The sequence below is a fragment of the Zobellella iuensis genome (genome assembly GCF_016746085.1).
GTDB classification, from domain to species: domain Bacteria; phylum Pseudomonadota; class Gammaproteobacteria; order Enterobacterales; family Aeromonadaceae; genus Oceanimonas; species Oceanimonas iuensis.
Window position 1 is genome coordinate 25,034 of the sequence record NZ_JAERTZ010000023.1, and the last position, 20,973, is coordinate 46,006.

Genomic DNA, 20,973 nt, shown 5'->3' on the forward strand with positions numbered 1-20,973 from the left:
ATGAACGTATTATTTGTTGGCGGGAGCAATCTGGTTATTAAAAACGGCCTTTCGACCATTATCCCAAAAATATTAAGAGATAGTGGATTAGATATTGAAAATACTTACAATATCTCTGTCGGAGCAACCACGACTTTATTTGGATTGGAAAGCCTATCTTTATTTATAAAGAAAGACGTTGATTTGATTTTCATTGAATATGGAATCAACGACTTACCTCTATTTGTAAATGACAAAGCACTCTGGGATGCAGCGTTCACCTCACTACTTTCATTGGTCGCCAAGAAATATCCATCTGCACATATCGTAACCATCCTACTTGGAAGGCAGAAGGACAGATTCTGGAACAGCCAGAAAAAAATGCACCAAAGAATGAGGGAGATATCAAATAACTTCAATGCCTTGATAGTTGACATTGATTCACATTTAAAAAACAAAAGAGAATCTCTTTCCAACTTTTCAGACTTTTACCTTGATGAAAGTCATTATAAGTCCCCATCGGTAACTGGCTACATCTCCCAAACAATTGTATCAGACTACCTTCTAAACAAAGAACTGGGCTACTTTCGTGCGCCCCCCAGCAGAAACACATCAGAAAGCTTATCTGTTTATGGCATTTCGGGTGCGGTTAGTAGCTTCGAGAACTCCCGATTTCATAAGCAAACAACTATTCTTGAAAAAGAGAATTCTGTTGAAGTTTTTGTGAAAGGTAACCCTGTTGGAATCTCTTTCATATCCGCTTCAGATTCTTGCTCGTTACTTATTGAAAGTGAAGGCTTAAAGAAAATAATAAACACCAAAAGAAAAAAATCCACAGCAGGAAAATTCAGCTTTATATTAAAGCAAATACCCTTATATGGATTTTATAAAAAAGACACCAGTAAAAAAGATGTGAGAAAAATAAAACTCACCGCTTTAGATAACGGCTCCAAACTTTGGGACGCCGATGCGGTGCAGCGTACATATGGAATGGAACCCGCAAGTAAAGATAGTAAAGGCAGTGTCTACATATCTCACATATCATCATTCTAAAGAGAAGTTTAAGCTATGTCATGGTCTCTTAAGTTTATTGATGAAGCACGTTCTTTCGAAAGATGGGGCGTATTAAAACAAGAAATTATTACTCTTGAAGAGTTTGAGAAAAGAGATGGGTTGAAAAGTGGAATTTATTCAATTTATGCAAATGGCGCTCTTGTTGATATAAACATTGATATAGTTGAGAGTCTGCCATTGATCGTTTTCTTCAACGGCGCTCAAAAAAGAACTCCCGAGGTCACACTGCCTGTATTCTCTGGTCTGAATGTCACCCCCAAAGGCATGACAAGTAGGCTGTCAATCAATGACCCATCTCTTTACATGGGTGATGATATGTTAATGTCTTGGTATGCGGGTTCAAGATTTGTGCCTTTGCAAAAAGAAATCATCCCACGAATCATTTCTAAAGTAGTGCAATCAATAGATGCTAGCCGATTGATTTTCTCTGGTGGTTCGGCCGGAGGCTTTGCCAGCCTTTATTATTCAAAACATTTCAAAGATGCCATTTGCATCACTTCCAACCCTCAGACTTCCATAAGCACCAAGAGAGTTCTGGAGCAAGCTCATATATAACGTTGTTACCCATCATTCAATTGATGAGCTATTCTCCAGTCAATCCGCATCAGAGCTATTTGTCTAGAACAGAGAATAAGAATGAATATTTTAAGACAACCTGAGACACGACTTTTCGAAAGAATAAAGAACGAAAAAATTAACAGCTCATCCCTTTGCTGCCATGCAATCATGCTGAGCGCATTGAGTCGAGGGCTATCAGTTACAATATTATCCTCCCAGGAGATCTCGAATAGGTGCGAATTTCACGGCTTAAAATATCGCAACACCTATCATCAGGTTGGCCATGTATTCGAAATATCAGACGGAAAGAAAAATCACCTGTTGAACAAGAGCAAATTTTTTCATGATGACACAGGATTCAACTTTTCAAAAAAGAACATAAAGGATGATTCTGCTAAAGAAAAGATGAACTCTCCGAAAGGAGTTTCTTTCAAGAAAACGGATTTCAACTCAAAGTTTTTATCTTCACTTGAACTCACTTACCCTCTTGTACTTAAGCCTTTGTTCGGCAGCATGGGGCGAGGCGTATACACAAACATCAAAACACCAGAAGAACTGGAAAATATCGTACTATCTTCAGACGCAAAGGACTTGCTTGTAGAAGAGCATATTATTGGAGATGAATACCGCATATATATGGTTGCCGGAAAATTATATGGTTCTGTAAGGCGTAATCCGGTTCACGTAATTGGAAATGGAAAAGACGATGTAGAGTCGTTAATAAACAAAAAGAATAAGTCGAAAAAAAGCAAAAAAAGACCCCTTATTAACACACTAAAAGCTGAAGCATACCTTTCTTCAGTCAGTCGTTCAAAGCATGATATACCGCCAAAAGGAGAGCTCATAAAGCTAAGCGATATAATGGGCCGTTCTTCCGGCGGTGATATCACTGACACTTCAGACTCTCTCCCCGAGTATATTATTGAACGTGTTGACTGTTATGCAGATATGTTCAGTAAAAACCTTTGCATTGGTTTGGATGTCATTGGCAATGGCGAAGAAGCATTTATCTTGGAAGTAAATCGTCGGCCACAACTAAGTTCACTGCTAACACCGGACAATGGAGTAGGAAAAAACATTGCCGACGCTATTGTGGAACATCTATACCCTAATTCACGATTAGCTTACTTTTGCAAAGATGATATAGCAATCATCAAGAATGCAATTTCTCGAGCAAAGAGAAAAAATCAAAATGTCACGATAAATAACACAACACGTAAAAATAGAGTTATTGATTACATATGTAATGATGAGCACTACATTTACTATAAGTCGCCGCTAAACATTAACAGACTGATGTTGTATAGAGAGGCTAATGAGAGAGGCTTTTCTATAACTTCTTGGAAAAATAAATCTGGAAGTACTCGATGGTCCATAACCGGCAGCAAGAAAAGCATCACTTTCCGGGAAAACATGCCATCTATTACAACACATGCGACACGTCACCTGACAAACAACAAGGAAAAAACAAAAAATAAATTAATACAAAATGGAATTAAATGCCCTAACGGCATCATTATAAATCCATCCCAAACCGGCAAGGCGTTAGAATGGTTTGAATCTCAAGCAATAGACAGCAACTTTATGGCTGTGGTCAAACCTTTTAACGGCTCAGGAGGCCGGGGAGTCATATCAAAAATATCAGACAAAGCAACTCTTAAAAAAGCCATAAAGTCTCTCCCCGATGATAATATAATCATAGAAGAGCACATGAAAGGGAGTGACCATAGGCTATTTGTTGTTAACGGAAAATTTCATTTTGCAATAAAACGCCACCCAGCACATATTGTAGGCGACGGCGTATCCTCCATTGAGGATTTGGTCAAAATAAAGAACAAAGCACGGACATGCAATCCATACACAGGAAAATACCCAATCATCCTGGATGAGTCAACGCTCCAGCGCCTACAAGAAATCGGGTATAATGCAAGTGCCATTTTAAATTCTGGAGAAAAAGTTTATCTTCAGACCATTGCCAACATAGGTGCTGGTGGCGACAGCGAAGATATTACTGAAATAGTCCACCCAGAGTTCATAAAAATTGCGGAAGCAGTCCACAAGTCTTTCGAAGGTCTCGCTTTCTGCGGTATCGACTTGATTACTGACGATATCAGCCAGCCAGCTCAAAGCCAACAATATGCAGTTATTGAAGTAAACGCAAACTGTGATCTGGCCATGCATCATTTCCCAACTTACGGTTCTCCCAGGAACGCTGCCGGGGCTATCATTGACAGTTTATCATTAGGGGCTCAAGACCTTTCCATTCTGGCTAGGAAAATAACTATTTATGGAAAAGTACAAGGTGTCGGATTCAGACGATGGATGCTTAACAAAGCCAAGCAAAAGAGCATCAGAGGCTATGTAAAAAATCTTTCAGATGGTCGTGTAGAGGCTGTTGTTTTTGGCACAAACCTTGCCGTCAATGAAATAATCAGAGATTGTCACCAGGGTTGCACAGGTTCTTCGGTCAGTTACATATCGATTGAGGATTTTAATGAGGAAACAACCTTTGATAAATTCAACATCAGATAACACTTATTATTATATAACTGTGCCCGCCTCTCTGTAGTGATATGCAATGAAAATAGTATGGGTAACCCTGCCAATATTATTGTTCATACTGACCATATTTGAACCACCTTCGAGTCCAACCAATAAGGATTCATCGGTAGTTTATTCGGAGTCATTTGATGCAGCCTCCCTCACACCACAGGGACGTGCTATCACTGAGCATGCCCTTGCTCACCTCGTAGCAGATGAAGGGGTAGGAGGAAGCACTGCTCTTAGGGTAGACTACGTAGGCTATGAACGAGGTAGCCGCCGAGTGACTGTTTCTCCCCGCATTTCGTCCGCACCACGCTACAAAATTTCCTTTTGGGTTCGCTTTTGTGATGGATTCGATTTTTCCCGTGGAGGTAAGCTTCACGGCCTGGGACCATACAAACCCGTTACAGGGGGCGATATGTTAACCCCTGAAGGCTGGAGTGCGCGGCTGATGTTCCGGCGGAATGGCGGGCTTCAATCCTATGTTTACCATCAGAATCAAGCAGGTCGCTTTGGTGACACCACAATCGCGGATGGCTTTGCCTTTGAGCCCAATCGTTACCACCACCTTGTGATGCAGGTAGTGCTGAACACGCCTGCATCGGCAAACAATGGAAGCGTACTCGTTTGGGTCGATAGCAAACTGCTCATTGAGCATAATGGGCTACGTTTTCGCAGCAAGGAAACCCCTGCCAGTGAGATCCAGCGTCTGTTATTCAACACGTTTCATGGTGGAAGTAGCCCCGATTGGGCACCAAGGCATGCCGATGGCAGCTACAAGACCGATTGTGCATTTTTTGACAATCTTGAACTGACACAGAATTTTTGAAGAAAAATACAAATTGGAGATAAACCAGAATGAAGATTGCAGTTGCAGGAACAGGATACGTCGGTCTATCAAACGCCATGCTGCTGGCTCAGCACCATGAGGTTGTGGCGGTGGATATAATTCCAGAAAAAGTATCCATGCTGAATAACCGCATTTCTCCGATTGAGGATGCGGAAATCACAGCCTTCCTGACTCGCGAGGATCTGCACTTTAGCGCAACATTAGATGCCCAAGCTGCTTATGCTGGAGCGCAATTTGTTATTATTGCGACTCCAACGGATTATGATCCTGAAACCAACTATTTCAATACCAAAAGTGTTGAGGCAGTCATTCAGCAGGTAATCCAAATCAACCCGGATGCAGTGATGGTGATTAAATCCACCGTACCCGTGGGTTATACGGATGAAGTAAGCAAACGCTTGGGCACGCAGAATATTATCTTCTCTCCTGAATTTTTACGGGAAGGCAAAGCACTGCATGATAACCTTTATCCATCACGAATTATTGTGGGTGAGCGCTCTGCCCGGGCAGCTACTTTTGCAGAGATTATCAAGCAGGGGGCAGTAAAGCAGGATGTTCCCGTACTGTTTACCAACAGTACAGAAGCCGAGGCGATCAAGCTTTTTGCCAATACCTATCTGGCGATGCGGGTTTCCTACTTCAACGAACTGGATACCTACGCCGAAACCCATGGTCTGGATACCCGCCAGATCATTGAAGGCGTGGGCTTGGATCCTCGTATTGGCAACCACTATCACAACCCAAGTTTCGGCTATGGTGGTTACTGTCTGCCCAAGGATACCAAACAGCTGCTGGCCAACTATCGGGATGTACCCAACAACCTGATCCAGGCTATTGTGGAAGCCAACCGGACACGTAAGGATTTTATTGCCGACTCTGTTCTCAAACGTAACCCCAAGGTCGTTGGTGTATATCGGCTGATCATGAAAGCGGGCTCCGATAATTTTCGTGCCAGTGCCATGCAAGGTGTGATGAAGCGCATCAAAGCCAAGGGCGTGGAAGTTATCGTTTATGAGCCGGCACTGGACACAGACGAATTTTTCCATTCCAGGGTGATAAAAGACCTGGCAGCGTTCAAAAATGAAGCAGATGTGATCCTTGCAAACCGGCTAACGGATAACCTGAAAGATGTTTGCGAGAAGGTCTATACCCGTGACTTGTTTGGTAGCGACTAACGCCCAAAGCTCAACCAGCATCAGGTTTGTAGTTGATTTCGAGAACTGAAAGCCTTTTTCAGTGCAACGAAGTCAGCGGCATGGTCAACGGATTGCCACTGGCAATCCGTGCCTGTCATCTTCGATGCCAAGTGGTGGAAAATAAACCTGGCTCTTGCATGGCACTGTTCAGCTGATACGCAACCTGTATGAATAGTGATTATCCAGAGTAGGGCTAACTCAGAGCCACGAAACGAATAAAAAATGAGCGACCATATTCTCAGCTTGGGCAGCTGCCAATTTACAAGGCTACTCAAACACGGTATACACCCAGGGTCTTTTCAGCCAAGACCTAGTACAATGCCCCCGGTGGGACAATGCATAAAGACGTTAATTTTTCAGGAGCATACATGACTTTGACTATTGCTGCCGCGGCATTCTGTAACTGGCGCCAAGCAGAACCAATATGGCAACAACTGGGCCTAGGATCGTCTCAAGCGGCTATCGAGCTGGACACTGAGGCCGCCATGCAGCAGCTGGCCCAGTCACTTTCCTCCCCCGATAACGTCGCCATCGTGCTGTATGCTCCGCTGGATTTGGCTCTGGAACAAGCGGCTGTCACCGGCGTTGAGCCATCCCAGGCCATTACTCTGTGGCAACTCAACACCACTCAGCTGGTTCATTTTTGCAAGCAACAACGCGGTAAGGCTTTACTGTTCAATTTGGCAGATCTGCTTGCCGCCCCCCAGGTGTTCCAGGTTTTTTGTGCACAACACTGGCCGGATCTTGGCCTTGAGCATGGCCCAGTGCCCGCCAGCCAGCACCGGACACCCGTGCTTTATCGTTTATTGGCACAATTTTTACTTTCTAGTACACCTTCACTACGAGCACAGTCCCAACAGCTGGAAGCCTTGGCACAACCATTGATGCAGGAACCCACTCCCCCTGCTCTCGCTGAGCTCAACCAGCTCGTTACCGACCACCACGCCGGGACAGAGGCGCTGGCTCAACTGAGTGATATTAAGCAAGAAAGTACCCTGCTGCTTGACCAACTGCATCAGGTTCAGGGGGCCTTAGAGTCAGCCTTGCAAGAAAGCACCAAACAAAAGGCTGAATTCAAGGCAGAACAAAAGTGTGTTAAAGAACAACAAGCCAAGATACGCTCTTTGCAGCAGCAACTGCTGCTACTCACTCAAGAACATGATGTTGCTCTACAATTAGCCGGCACCAATTCCGATCTTCAGCAAGAAAATACCTTGCTTCTTGATCAGCTCCATCAGGTTCAGGAAGCCTTGGAATCAGCTTTGCAAGAGATTGCCAAACAACAGGCTGATCATAAAAAATCACAAAACCTGGCTAAAGAGTATCAAGCCAAGGCGCACACACTGCAGCAAGAAAAGACGCTGCTACTTGACGAATTGCAACAGGCTCAAAAAAAGCTGGCCTCAACTTTAAAGGAAAACACCCAACAGAAAACCGAAATCGAGAAAACACAAAAAAGCGTAAAAGACCAACAGGACAAGGTACACTCGCAACAGCAAGAAATCGCTCTGTTGATTGAGCAATTGCACCATGCCCAGGAAGAGCTGGGCTCAACCCTGCAGAGTAATAAAAATCAACAAACCGAACTCAAAGCAGAAAAAAATAACATCAAAAACCAACAGACCAAGATACACTCACTGCAGCAAGAAATGGCTCTGTTGTTTGAACAGTTGCACCATGCCCAGGAAGAGCTGGATTCAACCCTGCAGAGTAATAAAAAGCAACAAACCGAGCTCAAAGCAGCAAAAAATAACATCAAAAATCAACAGACCAAGATACACTCTCTGCAGCAAGAAATGGCTCTGTTGTTTGAGCAATTGCACCATGCCCAAGAAGCACTTGAAGCCAATTTGCTAGCGCAGAGTAAGGTGCCAGAGGCTGTTGTTGATACCTCTGCGTCAGGCCAAAATAATGCCGCCCTTGATTCAGTTCCGGCAGTAAGTACCTCTCTGCTAAAACAAAAGCTACAAAAACGAGCCGCGCAAAAGAGGCTCCAGCGTAAAGCTGCTGAGCTGTACAAATCGCCACTATTTGATGCCAAGTGGTACCTTGCACAGTATCCGGATGTAGCCGCCGATAAAGCGTTTAGCAAAAACCCGGCCTTGCATTACCTCAAATGTGGTGGCTTTGAAGGGCGTAATCCCGGTCCAGATTTCAACAGCCGGGCTTATCTGAACGCTAATCCGGACGTGGCTGCCGCAGGCTTTAATCCGCTTTATCACTATCTGCGTTTTGGCAAGGTAGAGAACAGGGCGCTGGGTTAATGAAGGCTAGTTTGTCAAATGGCGCAATAGATGAGCCATCCTATCGCGCTTTGTTCAATGCAGGCTGGTACCTTAGTCACTATCAGGATGTGGCCGCTGCCGGCATGGACCCTTGGCAGCATTTTATGCGTCATGGCATTGATGAGCAGCGGTCACCCTGCCCGGTGGAGGCTCTGTCTTTGGAAGAGCAGCTGTGGCGGGGGAATTCAGCCGTTCTTGGGCAATTGCAATCCCTGGCCGTGCAGCAGAGCCTGGAAGGCGCCGTGGCCGGTTGGGTACTGGCCCGCTGGCATGCATCTCATGGTAACCACGCTCAGGCAGAGCCTTTGCTTCGGCACTTTTTTTCCGATCCGGCAGCCCGCCTGCTGGTGCGCCACTCTGGCCCCTGGTTGTTGCTGTTCTCCGTACTCTGGCACCAGAGCAAGATGGACGAAGCGAAGGCTTGGTTGAATCATGCACACTGGCCACAAGTACCTGATCTAGACCTGGCTCGGTTTATGCTGCCCCAGCATCACCAGTTGGCCATGCTAAACGGCTTCTTTCAGGCCCAGGGTTTATGCCCGGTGGTGCTGCAACACCCTGCTGATGGAGTGCTGTTGGATAACCTTGCCGCGCCTTCCTTACCGGCTACTGTTCGCCGTTGGTGGCAGCGCCGGCCCCTGGTAAGCGTGATCATGCCTTGCTACAACGCCGAGGCCACCATTGCCACCGCTTTGCGCAGCCTGCAGCAACAAACTTGGCGAAACCTTGAGATTCTGGTGGTGGACGATGCATCAACAGACAACACCGCCGCAATCGTGGCCGGCCTGGCCGCGCAAGACAAGCGTATAACCCTATTGCGGCAAGATGTTAACAAGGGCGCCTATAGCGCACGCAACACCGCGCTGGCGGTGGCCAAGGGCCGCCTTATTACCACCCACGATTGTGACGACTGGTCTCATCCGCAAAAAATTGAGCGCCAGGCAAGCAAGCTGTTGTCATCGCGCCATGCCGTGGCCAGTATCAGTCATTGGGCTCGTTGCACCTCTGAACTGAACTTTACTTCATGGAGACAGACGGAAAGCTGGGTTTACCGAAACGTATCGTCGCTTATGTTTCGCCGCTTGGTATTGCGTAAGCTTGGCTTTTGGGACAACGTTTCGGTCAACGCCGATACCGAATATTACTACCGTATTATCAAACGCTTCGGTAACAAGGCTATTGCCGAAGTCATGCCGGGCATTCCGCTAGCGTTTGGCCGGTTTGATGAGCAATCACTTACTCAACAAAGCCAAACCCACTTGCGAACCCAGCTTCTTGAAAATGGCCTCCGCCGCCGTTATCACCAGGCTGCGCTGCAATGGCACAGTGCAGCAAGCGCCCGCGAACTGTATTTGCCGCAAACTCCCGTCCGGCGGCCCTTTGCGGTGCCTGCCGCCATGTGCCGGGGCAATATGCAGCAACAGGCGCACAACCTGGCGTTGCTGGCCGGCCAAAGCGGCCTGTTCAATGCCGGCTGGTATCTGCGCCGCTACCCGGACGTGGCTACCGCCGGCATGAAGGCCTGGCACCATTATCTGCATTATGGGTATGCCGAAGGGCGCGACCCCGGCCCCCGCTTCAGCACCTCCGGTTACTACTATCAGGTGCCGGAGGCGCGCGGGCAAAATCCACTGCAGCATCTTTTGCATGCCGATCATGCGGTGGATTATGCCTTGCCGGACCATCAAGGGCAGCTCGAATGGCAGGCCGGCAAGCCGGTGCTGCTGATGTGCGCCCACCAGGTAAGCGAACAGAACTACGGGGCCGAGCGCAGCTTTTTGGAGGTAATGCGGGCCGCGGCGGCGTTGTCTTTCAACCTGGTGGTGGCCTTGCCGTCGGCACAGTCGCAGGACTATGTAGAGCAAGTGCGGCAATGCTGCCATCAGTTGGTGATACTACCCTATGCCTGGTGGCATGGCCGCCGCCAGGCAGAAGCCGACACCCAGGCCGAGTTTGTGCGCATTATCGAGCGTTTTAAGGTTTCGCTGGTGTATTGCAACACCCTCGCCCTGTACGAGCCGCTGCTGGCGGCCCGCCAGGCCGGTGTTGCTTGCGTTACCCATGTGCGCGAACTGCCGGAGCACGACGCTCCCCTCTGTGCCGATATGCAAGCCGGCCCGCAGCAAATTCGTCAGCACCTGCTTGAGCATTCCGACTGCTTTATTGCCAACTCGCAGGTGGTGGCGGATTTTTTGAACGCGCCGGGGCGCGTGCACCTGGTGCCCAATACCCTGAATGCCGCTCAGTTCGAGCTGCCCTTTCCTGCCGGGCCCCGGCTGCAACTGGCCATGATCAGCAGCAACCTGCCCAAAAAGGGCCTGGATGACTTTGTAAGGCTGGCGGCGTTGCTGCATGAAAAAGCATTGCCGGTAGACTGCCTGCTGGTGGGGCCGGAGAACAAGCATACCCAGGCCCTGCAACAGTCGGCCATGCCGCCCAATTTAATCATGACGGGATACCTTTCCTCTTCGGCCGCCGCCATCGCCCAGGCCGATGTGGTGGTGAATTTGTCTCGGTTTCAGGAGTCGTTCGGCCGCACCGTGCTGGAGGCCATGGCCGCCGCCCGCCCCGTTATCTGTTACCGCTGGGGGGCATTGCCCGAGGTGGTAAGGCACCAGGAAACGGGTTTTCTGGTGCCCTTGGGGGATATTGACGCGGTGGCCGGCCATGTGGCCCAACTGCTGGAAGATAACGCCCTGCGCCAGCGCATGGGCCAGGCCGGGCGGGCCTGGGTTAAGCAGCATTTCAGCCCGGATGTGATGCAAACCGCACTGGCCAAGGCCTTGGCCCGCATTACGGACACCCATATTCAACAATGAGTAACAATAGATGCAATACCAGTCGTTCCCCGATGTAAGGGGTGGTTCAGAATCGTTACAGAAACTGTCTTCTCTGCGTTTGCCGCCGCTGGCGGGCAAGCGCTTTCTCGATGTGGGTTGCAACGAAGGCTTTTTTTGCGGCTACGCCCTGTTCGACGGCGCCGCGCACGTGGTGGGCATAGATAAATCGGCGGAGGCCCTCTCCCGGGCCAGGCTGCGCTTTGCTGCCGCGGAGTTTCTTAACCAGTCTTGGGATTGCCTGCCCGAAGGCCCCTTCGATGTGATTACCCTGCTTTCGGCCCTGCACTATGCCGAGGATCAGGCCGAGCTTATCCACCGGCTGATGGAGCGCCTGTCGGACAACGGCCTGCTGGTGCTGGAGATCAGCATGGCCCCGGGCCACCAGGATGAATGGATAAAGGTCAAGCGCGCCATCGACGAGCGCTACTTCCCCACCCGTATCAAGCTGGGCAAGGTGTTGAAAGACTATGCCTGGAAGGTGATAGGCCACAGTGTGAACCAGGCGGGGGACCCGCTGCAGCGCTATGTGGTGCATGTGCGCAAGCTCAAGCCCTATGCCTGGTTGCTGATGCAGCAGCCGGGCACCGGCAAGTCCACCATCAGCCGGCGCATTTTCAGCGGCAAGCCCAAGGTGCCCGTGGTGTCGGGTGATCGTACCTATCTGCAAATTACCCAGGGCAAGTTCGACATTTCCGCCGGGCTCCGGGAGGCGGTGAGCCAGGGTTTTACCACCGCCACCATAGACAAAACCACCCGCAGGGTTCTGGAGCAGGGGCTGGCGGCGGAGCTGGTGGAATTGTGGACCCGGCAGGCCGGGTACCGCGACTTTATACTGGACTCGTATGTGCCGGCAGAATTCCACCAACACATCAGAGACCAGCTGCATGCCTTGGGGTACTTCCCGGTGGATATCAGTTGGGATACCCCCTCCCCCCTGGTCCAGGCACGAGACGCCATCGGCAAGGCCAACAGTTACGAGGCCCATCTTAAAAAAACCGCGGTCGAGGCAACGGCCGGCCGGATCAGCATCCGCAAGTTATTGAAGCCGGGGCTAAAGTCGCTGGTGCGCTGGCACCTGGACTCGCCCACCCCGGGCCAGCTGCATGCCGGACCCAACGCCCTCAGGCTGTCGGGCTGGGCGCTGGGAAGCGAACGTTACCAGAGCGACTACCAGATTTACGTGAGTGGCCCCCAGGGCCGGCTGTTGTTCAGCCCCCGTAAGGTCCGCCAGGACGTGCTGACCACCTTGTTCGGCCAGGAGCAGGCCGCGCCGGAGTTTTGGCGCACCATGCCTTGCGGCTTTTCGTTCGAGCTGCCCCCCGCCTGGCTGGAAAACGCCTTTGAACTGGGCGTGCAGTTCAACGGCGAGCAGGTTCCCCTTGCCCGGGTATCCACAGATTCGGCCGAGTCTTCGTCCGGGTTTGGTACCCAGCTGTTGCGCAACCTCAAACGATACAGCGGCAAGTAAGGGGATTTTGTGACGGTATCGCCTTTAAAAAACGGGCATGTACAGTGCTTTGAGTTAACCCCGGCCCGGGGCCGGCTAAGCTCGGGCTGGGTGCTGATCACCGCCTTGCTGGAACACCAGGGCGCAACCCTGCAAGGTACCCTGGTAACGGAAACCAAAGCGGGTGAGCGCCGCTTTTCCCCCTTGCCCATTACGCTGAAGGGGCGCCTGCACGAGCTGGCCCGCCTTCCCGCCGGGGTGCGCAGCGCCTGGGTGGAGCTGGCCAGTTCGCTGCCGGTGCAGTGCAAGGTTCCTTTTCAGGTTCAGCCTATTGGTACCCTCGCCAGCCGGTATGTGATTTATCGCCGTATTGTGCATACCCCGGCATCACAGCGCCGCGCCCTGGGCATTACCATGGGCATGCAGCTTTTTCGGCCCTACCGGGCATACCGGCTGGCCGCCAACACCCGCTATTACATGGCATCGCCCACCTATGCCGAATGGATAGCCTTGTACGAGCGCTTTACCCCGGCCGATTTGAGCCGGCTGCAACGCGCCGTTAAAGGCCCCAGGCTGCGGGAGGTTGCTTTCGAGGTGGTCATCGACGCCTGGGAGCATGCCGATGCCAACGCCATTGCCAACAGCCTGCGCAGCCTTGAACGGCAGCATGCCTTTTCCTGCCGGGCCTGCATTCTGGTGGACGACAATGGGGCTGCAACGCTGCCGCCCTCTCTGCAAGAGCGGGCCCCGGTGGTCAACATGGCCGGGCTTGAAGCCCGGCTTGCCGCGGCCGGGCACACCTGGGTGTTTACCCTGCAGCCGGGCACCGAGCTGGCCCCCTGGGCCCTGGCCTGGATGGCGGTTGAGGCCGCCAAGGAAGAGACCCAGCTAATCTATTCCGACCATGATTATCTGCTGGCAGGCCAGCGGCAGGATCCCGTGTTTAAACCAGACTGGTCGGAAGAGCTGGCTCGCGCCTCGGGCTATGTGGGCACGGCCTTTGCCTTGCGCAGCGAGCTGCTGCTTAAGGTGTTGCGGCAGTCCGGCTTTGCCAGCGCCTACCAGCTGATGCTGGATGCCGCCGCCCTGGCCGGCGCCGGCGGGGTTTGCCATATTCCCGCCGTGCTGTGCCATCATGCCCGGCCGCTGCAACCGGTGCGGCCACAGCGGCATACGCTGGAGCAGCACCTGAGCCGGCAAGGAGTAACCGCCGGGGTGGAAGCGGTGGGCGATTACCTCCGGGTACGCTACCCCTTGCCAGCGCCCTTGCCCAGGGTGAGCATTGTGGTGCCCACGCGGGATGCGCTGAATTACCTGCAAACCTGTGTTGAAAGCGTGCTGGAAAAAACCACCTGGCCCCATTACGAGCTGTTGATAGTCGATAACCAAAGCAGCGATCCGGCCACCCTGGCCTACTTTGACCAGGTTTCGCAGGATGAGCGCATCCGGGTAGTGCCCTACGACCAGCCTTTTAATTTTTCCGCCATCAATAACTTTGCGGTGCAGCAGGCCAGGGGCGAGGTGATCTGCCTCTTGAACAACGACACCGAAGTGATCAGCCCGAACTGGCTGGAAGAAATGGTGTCCCGCCTGTTGCAGCCCGGGGTGGGCGTGGTGGGAGCCCGGCTGTATTTCGGTGATGGCCGGGTGCAGCACGCCGGTGACGTGCTGGGGCCGGGGGGCTGTGCCTCGCACCTGCACGGCATTTTGGAGGGGGATGATCCGGGCTATATGCACCGCGCGGTATTGGCGCAGGATCTGTCGGCGGTAACCGCCGCCTGTTTTGTTACCCGGCGGGCACTGTTCGAACAGCTGGGCGGGCTGGATGCCGACCACCTGTCGGTGGCCTTTAACGACGTGGATTACTGCCTGCGGGTAAGGGAAGCGGGCTGGCGGGTGATCTACACTCCTTACGCCGAGCTGTATCACCACGAGTCGGTTTCTCGCGGCAAGGACGATTCGCCGGAAAAACAGGCCAGGGCCAAGAGCGAGGCGGACTATATGCGCGCCCGCTGGGGCCATGTGATTGAGCGGGACCCTTTCTATAACCCCAATCTCAACTATTCGCAGCCGGATTTTAAACTGGGCAAAATTCCGCGGGTGGGCTGGCCTTGGTAGTGCCAGCCCCCCCTTCCCGCGCCCTTGTTGTCGAGCAGGGAGCCAACCCCAGCACGGATTTTTTTGTGCGCCCCCGGCTGCGTGCCAGCGGGGATGAGGTGCTGGCCCTGGGGCTTAACGCCACGCCGCCGGAAACGGGAACCCGCTTTGGCACCCTGGTGTTTGTGCGCTACTTAACCCCGGCCTGGCGCCGCTGGGTGGAGCAGAACCGGGCCGGGCTGGGCCGCCTGGTGTTTTTTATGGACGACGATCTGTTCGACCTGCGCGCCCATGCCGGCCTGCCCTGGCGCTATCGCTGCAAGCTTTGGCACCAGGCCTGGCGGCACCAGGCCTGGCTGAAAAAAATGGGGGCCGAATTGTGGGTGTCCACCCCCTGGCTGGCGGAAAAATACGCCCACTGGTCGCCGCTGGTGTTGCCGCCCGGCTGCCCCTATGGCAACGCCCGGCCGATGAACACCCTGTTCTACCACGGCTCGGCCTCGCACCAGGATGAAATTCGCTGGCTTTATCCCGTGGTGGAAGCGGCGCTAAGCCAGGATCCGACGCTGTGTTTTGAAATCATCGGCAACGCCCGGGTGCGGGCGCAGTTTGCGGCCTTGCCCCGGGTGCACGTGCTGCACCCCATGAAATGGCCGGCCTACCGGGCGCTGCTGGGCCGCCCCGGCCGCACCATTGGCCTGGCCCCCCTGCTGGCAGGCCCCTTTAACGCCGCCCGCTCCTGCACCAAGTTTTTTGACATTACCCGGGCCGGCGCCGTGGGCATTTATGCCGACCACCCGGTTTACCGCCCCGTGGTACGCCATAGGCAAAACGGCCTGCTGCTGCCCATGGACCAGCAAGCCTGGGTGGACGCCATTCTGCGGCTAAACGCCGGCGAGGAAGAAAGACGGGCGATGCTGTACCATGCCCAAGCCACGGTAACCGGTTAACAACCGCCGGCCGTAGGGTCGAATTTATTCGACCAAACCCCCGCGCCGTTGGTGGGACGGTCCGTTGAAACGGACCCTACAACAGAACCCCGGGGCCGACCGTAGGGTCGAATTTATTCGACCAAACTACCGCGCCGTGGGTGGGATGGTCCGTTGAAACGGACCCTACGGCAGGCCCTGGTGTAACCCCTTCCGCCTTGATGATGCCCCTTCTCATACAAAGCCTGCTGCCCGAACTTCAATTCGATATACTGTTTCACATCACGCCTTAAGCGGAAAAGAGATCGGCATGGAGCAACTTGCAAAGATTGTTGAGCTGGCGCGCCAGCGGCCGGATATTGCCGCGCTGTGGCTTTATGGCTCGCGGGCAAGAGGGGATCACCATGCCGCCAGCGACTACGATTTGGCGGTGGTGTTTACCAGTTGGCTGCCGGATGCGCTCTCCCGCCGCCTCAGGCCGGAGGAAGTGGCGATAGACTGGCAACATCGGCTTGCCATGCCGGAAGGCTCCATCAGCGTGGTGGATCTGGCCATTGCCCCCATCCCCCTTGGCTGGAGTGTGCTGGATCAGGGCAAGTTGCTGCTGGATCCCTCCCCTGCCCACCGCATGCGGGCGGAGCAGCGCATTTATTCCATGTGGGAGCTGGACTATGTTCACGCCAACAAAACCGGAGGACTGGCATGAGTAACCACGGGCCCAATGCCTATTTGAATGCGCAAAAAGAGCATGTCGACCAGTGTGAGCTGGATCTGGCCGAGCTTCAACGACGGCTGCAACAGGGGCCCTGGAGCCGGTTTGAGCAAAGAGCGGCCGAGCGGACGCTTCAGGTACTTATTGAGTCTTGCATTGGCCTGGCCAAGCACTGGGCCAAAAAAGAAACCGGCATGGCCAGCAACGAAGCGCTCACCGCGTTCAACCGGCTGGCTGAAAAAGGGGCGATCGACAAAAACACGCCCTGGCGCAAGGTGATTGGCCTGAGGAATGCGCTGGTGCACGATTACCTCGAGGTCGACCCCGCCATAGTGCACGATGTGGTGTTATCCGGCTATCACCAGGCCTTGCTCGACTTTGCCCGCCAAGGCATCAAGGCTTTGGGTTAATCCCACCCTCTGAGGGGTTCGTAATCTTGCCCTGGGGACGGTCCGTTGAAACGGACCCTGCGGCAGGCCAGGCGTAGCCGGCGACCGTAGGGTCGAATTTATTCGACCGAACCCCGGCGCCGTGGGCGGGATGGTCCGTTGAAACGGACCCTACGGCAGGCCCGGCGCCGGCCGTAGGGTCGAATTTATTCGACCACCCCCGGCATCTCGCCGGCCAGCATTTTTTTCATCAGGGTCGGGCTGCGGGGCAACAGGCCGGCCCTGAGGCCGAAGGGTTTGAAAATGGCGTTAAGCACCGCCAGCGTTGGGCTGCCGGTGTCCCGCTCCACGTCCGACAGGGTCCGCCGGCTCACGCCCACCAGGGCTGCGTATTCGGTTTGCGACATGTTCAGCAGCTCTTTTCTCAGGGTACGCAGCAGTTTTCCTTCGGTGATCTCGCCGCTGAACAGTTGGGTAAGCAGGGCTATCAGCAAGGCTTCCCGTTCGGTAGGGCTCGGCTTTTTCATCAAAGTAATTTCCAGCTTTCCAGTTTGGCATCCAGGTAATCAAACCCCATCACCGGCATCTTGATGATGCTGTCGGGCACGCCCCGGTTTTGCAGGCGCGGCTTGAGCCCGACCAGTTTTCGGGCCAGTTCGCCCAACTCATCCAGCAGCTGCGCCGGTTCAACCAAATCCGCCAGCTCTTCGGCAATGGCCTGCCAGTGGAAATGGCCGCCTTCTTCCAGCGGGCTGCCCCAGGTGGTGGCCCTGGGCACCGTTTCCGGGTCGGCCTTCATGGGTGCAAAGTCGTACACCGGCGAGAGCCAGATCCCTTCGGGCCTTTTCAGCAGGGCGGTGTTGCGGCCGTGGTTGTCCGAATTGCCAAAGGCCACGTTCAACAGATCCCGCTTTACCCACTCAATCACAAATGCCTGCCGCTTAAACTTTTCACCCAGCTCCGTTACCCGGTGTTGCTTTTCCAGCAGCGTAACCAAACTCCGCAGTACATCCTGGTGCTTTAAATAGCTCCCCGGTGCCTTGTTGAACACAGAGTAAACGGATTCCAGCCCGTAGCGGATCTGGCGGCTGTTTTCCATGGCCACATCAAAGCGGGGCAGCCACAGGGAAGGAAAGCGCTCGCCTTCCAACAGCCGCATGCCTTTGGTGCTGATGGTGTTCACGCCCAGGCTGTGCAGCTCCTGGTAATAGTGATATTCGGCGCGCAGAATGTCGCAATCGATGGGGCCGCGGTTGTTGCGCGGAAATTTAACCAGGTAGTGGCCATCCGGGTTGTGCGAGTCGTCCTGAAAGGTGTCTATCCACACTTCATCGTTGCTTGAACAACGCAGCAGCAGCTTGGGCGCTTCCCCGCCGGCACCGGTGGCGCCCCCGCTGGCCGCGCCCATTTGCTGGGCATATTCCAGAAAGTCGGTGTCGCGCTCCACCACGTCCTGCACGGAAAAACGCCGCTGCTTCAGGCCGCTGCCGGCGGGCAGCTCGGGCAGGGCTTCCTTGATGCGCAGGTTGCCAACCGGCGCTATGGTGCCCTGGCGCAGCAGCTCGGTGTCCTGCCGTTCCGGCGGCATATTGCCCAGCCCCAGTTGGTTCACCCAATATCGGCGGGCCGCGCCGGCGGGCATGATGTCGTCCAAAAAGCCGAACCAGGTGGGCGAGTCGTGCGGGATCATCAGCTCAACGGGCAGGGCAAGGCCGCAGGCATGCTCGTCGTCCCGGTACTGGAATTGAATGGCGTAGTCGAAGTCGTATCCCAGCCGCACCGGCCCGCCTCTGCCGAGTTGGGGCTGCGCTATGATCAGTTCGGCCGCGTCCTGCCAGTTCCCCTGCTGATAAATCTGAATGGTGAGCTTGATGGGTTCCACACCGGGTTACCTCGCAAGACGGTGAGAATTATATTGCTCAACAATAGCAAGGAAAGTCTTTATTGAGCAATAAAATACCCAAATTATGATTGCTCAGCTTATTTTGAGTGATATTTTGCACATTTCGGTCAACCCGTCTGCTCAACCAGGGCCGCCGGAAGCAAAAAAGGTCGGCTGGCCTCGACCCACCAAGGCTCTCAGGCTCTTTGTGCAGGTTGAGCTGGCGCGCCGTGGGTGGGATGGTCCGTTGAAATGGACCTACGGCAGGACCCCGGCGCCGGCCGTAGGGTCGAATTTATTCGACCGAATCCCGGCACCGTGGGTGGGATGGTCCGTTGAAACGGACCCTACAACAAACCCCGTGGATCCGGTGTCCGCCCCTCGCCGCTCACTCCAGCCGGTATATCCGGGCCTCGAAGGGCCGCAGGCTGTTGCCCTCTGCCATGGTCTGCGGATAGTTGGCCAGTTGCGGCCCGGCCGCCGGCAGCGCCTCCTCCAGCAGCTGACAGTCCGCCGGCTGCCCGCTCAGGTTGACCAGCACCAGCCAGCGCTCGTCCCCCAGGGTGCGACGGTAGGCGTAGATCTGCGGATGCTCCGCCAGCAGCAGTTGGTAGTCGCCGTAGATCAGCGCCGGCGCGGCCTTGCGCAGGCGGATAAGGGCTCGGTAGAAATTGAGCACCGAGTCCGGGTCGCCTTGCTGGGCGGCCACGTTGATGGCCCCGGCGTTGGGGTTGACCTTGAGCCAGGGCTGGCCGGTGGTAAAGCCCGCCCCGGGGCCGGCGTCCCACTGCATGGGGGTGCGCGAGTTGTCCCGCCCGGTACGCGACAGCTGCGCCAGTATGTCGGATTCGGCCCAGCCCTGGCGCTGCAGTTCGGCATACTGGTTTTTGGCGGCCACGTCGTTGAAATCGTCGAGGCTATCGAAAACCGTGTTGGTCATGCCGATTTCCTGGCCCTGGTAGATAAAGGGCGTGCCCTGCATCAGGAAGTACATGGCGGCGATGGCGGTGGCGCTTTCCCGCCAGTAGTCCCGGGTATCCCCCCATTTGGAGACGATGCGCGGGATATCGTGGTTCTCCACGTAGAGGGCGTTCCAGCCCCGGCCCTCCAGCCCGCCCTGCCAGCGGCCGAAGATATCCTTGAGCGCCAGCAGGTCGAGGCGCTGGTGCGGGTTGGCTTCCCACAGCTTGACGTGTTCGAACTGGAAAATCATGTTGAGCCGGCGACGCTGCTCGCCCACCCATTGCTCGCCCGCCACCGCGTCGGCGCCGTTGACCTCCCCCACCGTCATGATGTCGTAGTGGTGGAACACCTGCCGGCACATGTCGTCCACATAGTCGAACAGCCCTTCCGCGTTCATGTGCTTGTCGAAGGAAGGCACATAACGCAGCCCTTGCGGGTTGGGCATGTCGGACAGTGCCGGCTCCTTCTTCATGTGGCAGATGGCGTCGATGCGAAAGCCGTCGATGCCCTTGTCCAGCCACCAGCGCATCATGTCGTACACCGCATCGCGCACCTCTTGATTTTCCCAGTTCAGATCCGGCTGCTTGCGGGAAAAAAGATGCAGGAAGTACTGGTCGGTGCCCTGGTCGTACTCCCAGGCCGAGCCCTTGAAGATGCTCTCCCAGTTGTTGGGCTCGGCGCCGTGCTTGCCGTCGCGCCAGACATACCAGTCGCGCTTGGGGTTGTCTTTGGAGGAGCGGGATTCGAGGAACCAGGGGTGCTCGTCGCTGGTATGGTTGACCACCAGATCCAGGATAAGCCTCATGCCGCGGGCATGCACCTCGGCCAGCAGCCGGTCGAAGTCGGCCAGAGTGCCGAACTCGGCCATGATGCCCTGGTAGTCGCTGATGTCGTAGCCGTTGTCGTCGTTGGGGGACGGGTACATGGGGCAGAGCCAGATCACGTCCACCCCCAGCTCTTTCAGGTAGTCCAGCTTGATGATGATGCCGTTCAGATCGCCGACACCGTCGCCGTTGGAGTCCATAAAGCTGCGCGGATAGATCTGGTAGGCAACGGCTTCCTTCCACCAGCTGCGCTGCAGCTGGCCGCTTGTTGTGGTGGTCATCTTTTTCACCTCGGGTAGGGTTTATTGATAAGGCTTTGTTCGGATTAAAGAAATATTCCGCTTGCTGGCAAATGCGACTGTCGGCTCGGATGCAGTGCCGGCCAAAGGGTCTACTCCTCCGAC

Annotated in this window: 15 protein-coding genes; 12 read left to right on the forward strand and 3 right to left on the reverse strand. The window is 54.3% G+C overall.

All coding sequences use genetic code 11. From position 1 onward, the window contains the following. The 12 genes from JKV55_RS10535 (at nt 1) to hepT (ending at nt 16,921) form a co-directional block, all read left to right on the forward strand. Nucleotides 1-1,032, forward strand: a complete 1,032-nt coding sequence (locus tag JKV55_RS10535) for an SGNH/GDSL hydrolase family protein (RefSeq protein WP_202085008.1) — start codon at nt 1-3, stop codon at nt 1,030-1,032. A gap of 15 nt (nt 1,033-1,047) precedes the next feature. Further along, nucleotides 1,048-1,608, forward strand: coding sequence for a hypothetical protein (locus JKV55_RS10540; RefSeq protein ID WP_202085010.1), 561 nt, complete (start codon nt 1,048-1,050; stop codon nt 1,606-1,608). Nucleotides 1,609-1,689: 81 nt separating this feature from the next. Beyond that, entirely contained in the window at nt 1,690-4,143 is a 2,454-nt protein-coding gene (locus tag JKV55_RS10545; RefSeq protein WP_202085012.1) for an acylphosphatase, read from the forward strand. Nucleotides 4,144-4,189: 46 nt separating this feature from the next. Further along, the gene (locus tag JKV55_RS20230; protein WP_369409640.1) at nt 4,190-4,984 is read left to right on the forward strand and encodes a polysaccharide lyase; all 795 of its coding nucleotides are present in this window, start codon (nt 4,190-4,192) and stop codon (nt 4,982-4,984) included. 29 nt (nt 4,985-5,013) lie between these two features. Further along, nucleotides 5,014-6,180: a nucleotide sugar dehydrogenase gene (locus JKV55_RS10555; RefSeq protein WP_202085022.1), complete on the forward strand. Its 1,167-nt coding sequence runs from the start codon at nt 5,014-5,016 to the stop codon at nt 6,178-6,180. Nucleotides 6,181-6,569: 389 nt separating this feature from the next. Continuing rightward, nucleotides 6,570-8,465: a coiled-coil domain-containing protein gene (locus tag JKV55_RS10560; protein ID WP_202085025.1), complete on the forward strand. Its 1,896-nt coding sequence runs from the start codon at nt 6,570-6,572 to the stop codon at nt 8,463-8,465. Continuing rightward, entirely contained in the window at nt 8,465-11,305 is a 2,841-nt protein-coding gene (locus JKV55_RS10565) for a glycosyltransferase (RefSeq protein WP_202085027.1), read from the forward strand. The genes JKV55_RS10560 and JKV55_RS10565 overlap by 1 nt, the downstream gene beginning before the upstream one ends. A gap of 10 nt (nt 11,306-11,315) precedes the next feature. After that, the gene (locus JKV55_RS10570; protein WP_202085029.1) at nt 11,316-12,794 is read left to right on the forward strand and encodes a class I SAM-dependent methyltransferase; all 1,479 of its coding nucleotides are present in this window, start codon (nt 11,316-11,318) and stop codon (nt 12,792-12,794) included. A 9-nt stretch (nt 12,795-12,803) separates the two neighbouring features. Then, entirely contained in the window at nt 12,804-14,891 is a 2,088-nt protein-coding gene (locus tag JKV55_RS20235; RefSeq protein ID WP_202085031.1) for a glycosyltransferase family 2 protein, read from the forward strand. 65 nt (nt 14,892-14,956) lie between these two features. Continuing rightward, nucleotides 14,957-15,820, forward strand: a complete 864-nt coding sequence (locus JKV55_RS10580; protein WP_369409641.1) for a glycosyltransferase family protein — start codon at nt 14,957-14,959, stop codon at nt 15,818-15,820. A 289-nt stretch (nt 15,821-16,109) separates the two neighbouring features. After that, nucleotides 16,110-16,505: a type VII toxin-antitoxin system MntA family adenylyltransferase antitoxin gene (mntA, locus tag JKV55_RS10585; RefSeq protein ID WP_202085035.1), complete on the forward strand. Its 396-nt coding sequence runs from the start codon at nt 16,110-16,112 to the stop codon at nt 16,503-16,505. Beyond that, nucleotides 16,502-16,921 carry a type VII toxin-antitoxin system HepT family RNase toxin gene (gene hepT / locus JKV55_RS10590; RefSeq protein ID WP_202085037.1) on the forward strand — a complete coding sequence of 140 codons (420 nt, stop codon included), beginning with the start codon at nt 16,502-16,504 and terminating at the stop codon, nt 16,919-16,921. The genes mntA and hepT overlap by 4 nt, the downstream gene beginning before the upstream one ends. A gap of 185 nt (nt 16,922-17,106) precedes the next feature. On the opposite strand, the gene JKV55_RS10595 is transcribed toward hepT, so the two are convergent. The 3 genes from JKV55_RS10595 to JKV55_RS10605 form a co-directional block, all read right to left on the reverse strand. Continuing rightward, nucleotides 17,107-17,427: a helix-turn-helix domain-containing protein gene (locus tag JKV55_RS10595; RefSeq protein ID WP_202085039.1), complete on the reverse strand. Its 321-nt coding sequence runs from the start codon at nt 17,425-17,427 to the stop codon at nt 17,107-17,109. After that, nucleotides 17,427-18,782, reverse strand: a complete 1,356-nt coding sequence (locus tag JKV55_RS10600) for a type II toxin-antitoxin system HipA family toxin (protein WP_202085041.1) — start codon at nt 18,780-18,782, stop codon at nt 17,427-17,429. The genes JKV55_RS10595 and JKV55_RS10600 overlap by 1 nt, the downstream gene beginning before the upstream one ends. Nucleotides 18,783-19,170: 388 nt before the next feature. Then, complete coding sequence (locus tag JKV55_RS10605) at nt 19,171-20,850, reverse strand: glycoside hydrolase family 13 protein (RefSeq protein WP_202085043.1); 1,680 nt, start codon at nt 20,848-20,850, stop codon at nt 19,171-19,173. Between the last annotated feature and the right edge of the window lie 123 nt (nt 20,851-20,973).

Coding starts and splice junctions, on each gene's coding strand:
- JKV55_RS10535 (WP_202085008.1), top strand. CDS start 1: ATGAACGTATTATTTGTTGGCGGGAGCAATCTGGTTATTAAAAACGGC.
- JKV55_RS10540 (WP_202085010.1), top strand. CDS start 1,048: ATGTCATGGTCTCTTAAGTTTATTGATGAAGCACGTTCTTTCGAAAGA.
- JKV55_RS10545 (WP_202085012.1), top strand. CDS start 1,690: ATGAATATTTTAAGACAACCTGAGACACGACTTTTCGAAAGAATAAAG.
- JKV55_RS20230 (WP_369409640.1), top strand. CDS start 4,190: ATGAAAATAGTATGGGTAACCCTGCCAATATTATTGTTCATACTGACC.
- JKV55_RS10555 (WP_202085022.1), top strand. CDS start 5,014: ATGAAGATTGCAGTTGCAGGAACAGGATACGTCGGTCTATCAAACGCC.
- JKV55_RS10560 (WP_202085025.1), top strand. CDS start 6,570: ATGACTTTGACTATTGCTGCCGCGGCATTCTGTAACTGGCGCCAAGCA.
- JKV55_RS10565 (WP_202085027.1), top strand. CDS start 8,465: ATGAAGGCTAGTTTGTCAAATGGCGCAATAGATGAGCCATCCTATCGC.
- JKV55_RS10570 (WP_202085029.1), top strand. CDS start 11,316: ATGCAATACCAGTCGTTCCCCGATGTAAGGGGTGGTTCAGAATCGTTA.
- mntA (WP_202085035.1), top strand. CDS start 16,110: ATGGAGCAACTTGCAAAGATTGTTGAGCTGGCGCGCCAGCGGCCGGAT.
- hepT (WP_202085037.1), top strand. CDS start 16,502: ATGAGTAACCACGGGCCCAATGCCTATTTGAATGCGCAAAAAGAGCAT.
- JKV55_RS10595 (WP_202085039.1), bottom strand. CDS start 17,427: ATGAAAAAGCCGAGCCCTACCGAACGGGAAGCCTTGCTGATAGCCCTG.
- JKV55_RS10605 (WP_202085043.1), bottom strand. CDS start 20,850: ATGACCACCACAACAAGCGGCCAGCTGCAGCGCAGCTGGTGGAAGGAA.